Annotated in this window: 4 protein-coding genes; 3 read left to right on the top strand and 1 reads right to left on the bottom strand. The window is 62.0% G+C overall.

The features are described from left to right. Nucleotides 1–376 precede the first annotated feature (376 nt). Nucleotides 377–889: a phycobilisome rod-core linker polypeptide gene (locus tag NW857_RS01785; RefSeq protein WP_414332438.1), complete on the top strand. Its 513-nt coding sequence runs from the start codon at nt 377–379 to the stop codon at nt 887–889. A 1-nt stretch (nt 890) separates the two neighbouring features. Here NW857_RS01785 and NW857_RS01780 read toward each other — a convergent pair whose 3' ends face one another. Continuing rightward, complete coding sequence (locus tag NW857_RS01780) at nt 891–1,895, bottom strand: ABC transporter substrate-binding protein (protein WP_414367799.1); 1,005 nt, start codon at nt 1,893–1,895, stop codon at nt 891–893. Between the two features lie 336 nt (nt 1,896–2,231). Between NW857_RS01780 and cobA the strand changes: the two genes are divergently transcribed. Next, nucleotides 2,232–3,731, top strand: a complete 1,500-nt coding sequence (cobA, locus tag NW857_RS01775; RefSeq protein ID WP_414332434.1) for a uroporphyrinogen-III C-methyltransferase — start codon at nt 2,232–2,234, stop codon at nt 3,729–3,731. A gap of 49 nt (nt 3,732–3,780) precedes the next feature. Next, the coding region (locus NW857_RS01770; RefSeq protein ID WP_414367797.1) for an enoyl-CoA hydratase-related protein at nt 3,781–4,208 on the top strand (428 nt) is incomplete at its 3' end.

Raw genomic sequence — 4,208 nt, 5'->3', positions numbered from 1 at the left:
CAGTTCCTACTCGTATTCTGGATTTTGGCCAGGCTGAGAGAATCAAAATGTCATAATCTTTAACTACGAATAAATACGGAAATTTTCTCCATGTAGAAAGCTGGAAAGTAGAATCACATAAACTCGAAAAAACTGGGGGCCTTCTTGTAAACATTTATCGCAAGCTTCCCCAGTTCAACTTATCGACAAGATAAATCTTGAGTAGGGCTTTTGCTCGATTGGATTTTGGGTTGGCATTGACAATTTTCGGATCTGGTTAATGCCGACTGTAAAAGTGTATCGAGCAACCCTATCTTCATTGTTTCTTTAAGTTGACCTCTTGTCTAATCGGTTTTTGTTCGCTTTTTGTCGGTCGCGTTGCTTGGGAGCTATCGCTATGGAACTACGCCAGCGGGATCCGCAAACGTTGCAAAACCTGTTGCGGGCTGCCTACCAACAGCTTTTGGAACGCCAGCCCTACCAGCACGAGAAGGCGGGAGAGCTGGAAAAAATCGAGCAGGACTTTCTGCGGGGTCGGATTGGGATCAAGCGGTTGGTTCGCCAAATTGGGGGATCCCGGCTCTACCGGCAGCTCTTTTTCAGTGCCGGCTGCAACACCCGCTGCGTGGAGCAGGGTTTTAAGCACTTTTTGGGGCGGGCCCCGGCCAGCAAGGAGGAGGTGGCCGCCTACCACGACATCTTGCTCCACCAGGGCTTTCAAGCCATGGTCAATGCCTTTATCGACTCGGAGGAGTACCGCCACACCTTCGGCAACGACCAACTGCCCCACCCGCGGCAGCGGCTGAGCGGCTGCCCGCCTCTGGCCTACCTGCTGACGGAGCAGATGCACCGGCGCCATGAGCTGGCGATGCAGGGATCCCCGCGGCTGCAGAGCTTGGCGGTGATGTAACTCAGGCGGCGGGAGCGGGAAGAAAGTCGAGGCTGTAGGCTTGGCGGGCATTCAGGCCAGCTTCGACAATTCCCAGGGCCACCATTTCCTGAACATAGGTCTGCCAGCGCTGGTGGGTCATGGCACCGATCCCCAGGGTGGCCGCGTCGCCGCCGGTGAGGAGGCCGTAGTCTTTTAGGGCTTGGTGGGCGTAGGCCAGAAGGGCCTCGCTCATGTTGGGGTTGTCTTGGCGGATGAGGCGGTTGCCGGGGCGGGGATCCTCCAGGTAGCTTTGCCAGCCCGCGATGGAGGCGGCCACAAATTTTCGCACCTCCTCCGGGTGCTGTTCGGCAAAGGGGCGGGTGGTCTCCAGCGTGGTGGCATAAGGGGAATAGCCGTAGTCGGCCAGCAGGAAGACAACAGGATCAAAGCCGCCCTCCTGGCGCACGCGGAAGGGCTCGGAGGTGACATAGCCCTGCTGGGCAGAGGATTTGTCCAGCAGGAAGGGGGCGAGGCTGAGGTTGTAGGGGCGCTTTTGCTCGTCGCTGAAGCCGAACTTGGCCCGCAAGAAAGGCCAGTAGGTGAGGTTGGCTCCCGGAGAGACCCAGATGGGCTTGCCCCGCAAGTCTTCCAGGCGCTCGATGCCCACGCCCGGATGGACCAAAAGACACTGGGGATCCTTCTGGAAAAAGGCGGCCACGGTGAGCACGGGGATCCCTGATTGCAAGGCCGCCAGGGCGTCGGGGCTGCCGCCGAGGACAAAGTCCGCTGCTCCTCCAGCCAGCAGTTGCAGCACGTTGACCGCCGTTCCCCCCATGCGGATTTCCACCTGCAGGCCGTAGTCGGCGTAGATACCCAGGGCCAGGGCCTGGTAGAAGCCGCCATGCTCCGCCTGAGCATACCAGTTGGTCACCAGGCGCAGGGGCCGGGATCTGGAGCGGCGGGATCCCGCTGCTGCTGTCACTAGAGCAGCTCCACTGGCTAGAAAGCGCCGTCGGGGCCAGAGCTCTGCGGTCACACTAGCCATGGGCAGGGATCCTCAGACTGCAACGCTTTCAGTATCTCGCAAGCAGGTGGTTTTTGCCTCAGCTTGGCCCAAATAGCCCCTAGCCGGATGTCGGTATCTCTCCTCTCCCATCCCTCACCCCCGGCCCCTCTCCCATCCCTCACCCCCGGCCCCTCTCCCAGAGGGAGAGGGGAGTTAGAGCGGCGCGTTCGCGACAGCGTTGCGGAGCAATAACGACGTCAATGACGACGTAGAGAAACGCTTCGTTGCTATTTGAAATGACTACAGTTGCAAAGGGAGCGGGATCCCGCTTTTGCGGCAGGATCAACAGGTAGAGGGCAAGAGAAGGGGTGCGGCATGGGCAAGGTGTATCTGGTGGGGGCGGGGCTGGGTGGGCGGGACGGCCTGACGCAAGGGGCGCTGGAGATCTTGCGGCGGGCTGAGGCCGTTTGGGTGGATGAGCTGGTGGACGAGCGCTTGTTGGCGGAGTTGCCCCCCCAGGCGCAGGCGTGGCGACGTTCCGAAGCAGCGAGCTTGCAGGAGGGCATCCGCTGGCTCATCCAGCGCTGCCGGGAAGGGAAGCAGGTGGTTCACCTCAAGGCGGGGGATCCCTTGATCTTTGGCCGTGCCCGCGAGGAGGTACAGGCCCTGCGGGAGGCGGGCTGCCCGTTTGAGATCTGGCCAGGCTTGTCGTCGGCCCTGGCCGGCCCTTTGTGGGCAGGGATCCCTCTGACCGATAAGCACTTGAGCCGCGCCTTTGCCGTGCTGACCGCCCATGAGCTGGAGCCCCTGCCCTGGGGCGCTCTGGCCCAGTTGGATACGTTGGTGATCTTGATGGGATCCCGGCAGCGGCAGCAGATTGCGGCCCAGTTGGTGGCAGCCGGGATCCCGCCGGAGCGAGCCGTAGCCGTGATCTGGGGGGCGGGGCAGGCGGAGCAGCAGGTTTGGGTGGGCACCCTGGCAGAGCTGCAACAGGGGGAAGGGTTGGAGCCAGAAAAGCTGCCTGGCCTGCTGGTGGTGGGCGAGGTGGTGCGGCTGCGGCAGGAGTTTTTGCCAGGGATCCCACCGTTACCGCCACCGGCTCCTTTGGCAGGCAAAACGGTGCTGGTCACCCGTTCCGAGGGGCAGTCGCCGGCTTGGCGCGAGCTGCTGCAGGCTCAGGGGGCGCGGGTGCTGGAAATGCCCGCCCTGGTCATCCAGCCGCCTACAAGCTGGGATCCCTTGGACGCAGCCATTGCCGACCTGGAGAAATTCGATTGGCTGCTGCTGACTTCGGCCAACGGCGTGCAGGCTTTTTTCGAGCGGTTGCAGCAGCAGGGGCGAGACAGCCGGGCGCTCCACCCTGTGCGGGTGGCAGTGGTGGGATCCAAAACGGCGGCGGTACTGGCCCAGTACGGCATCCGCCCAGATTTGCTGCCCTCTGAGTTTGTGGCCGAGGCCCTGCTGCCCATTTGGCCGGAGCCAGTGCAGGGACAGCGCATCCTCTTTCCCCGCGTCGAATCCGGAGGACGGGAGGAGCTGGTGCAGGGGCTGCGGCAACGCGGAGCCGAGGTGGTGGAGGTGGCGGCCTACCAGTCGGCCTGTCCGGCAGCAGCGGATCCCCAAGTGCTCGAGGCCCTCAAAGAGCGCCAGGTGGATATCCTCACCTTCGCCAGCTCCAAAACCGTGCAGCATTTTGCCCATCTCCTGCGCCAGGCGGGGCTAGGCCCTGAAGTCTGGGATCCGCCCGTGCAGATTGCGGCCATCGGCCCCAAAACGGCAGCAACCTGCAAGCAGATCTTGGGGCGGGTGGATGTTGAGGCGCAGGAGTACACCCTGGAAGGGCTGTTGGGATCCCTCGTTCAGGCAGACGGTTAGCGCGGATAATGGGCAGGGATTGGCAAAGAAAAGGAACCCCCAAGACACCATGTGGCAGACGGCCAAGCTCTACGAAGACATCCTCTACGAAAAAACCGACGGCATCGCCAAGATCACCCTCAACCGGCCCCACAAACGCAATGCCTTCCGCCCCAAGACGGTTGCCGAGATGATCGACGCCTTTCTGGATGCGCGGGAGGATCCCAATATTGGAGTCGTGCTCCTGACGGGCGCCGGGCCGCATACGGATGGAAAATATGCCTTTTGTGCCGGCGGGGATCAGAGCGTGCGGGGGGAGGCCGGCTACCTGGACGAGGCCGGGATCCCGCGTCTTAATGTCCTGGATCTGCAGCGCATCATCCGCTCCTTGCCCAAAGTGGTGATTGCGCTGGTGGCCGGCTACGCCATTGGCGGGGGCCATGTTTTGCATCTCGTCTGCGATCTAACCATTGCCGCCGACAACGCCATCTTTGGCCA

The sequence above is a fragment of the Synechococcus sp. H55.9 genome (genome assembly GCF_047462355.1).
Taxonomy (GTDB): Bacteria; Cyanobacteriota; Cyanobacteriia; order Thermostichales; family Thermostichaceae; genus Thermostichus.
Note: the sequence above shows the minus strand (reverse complement) of the source record. Positions and strands in the feature narration are given on the sequence as shown.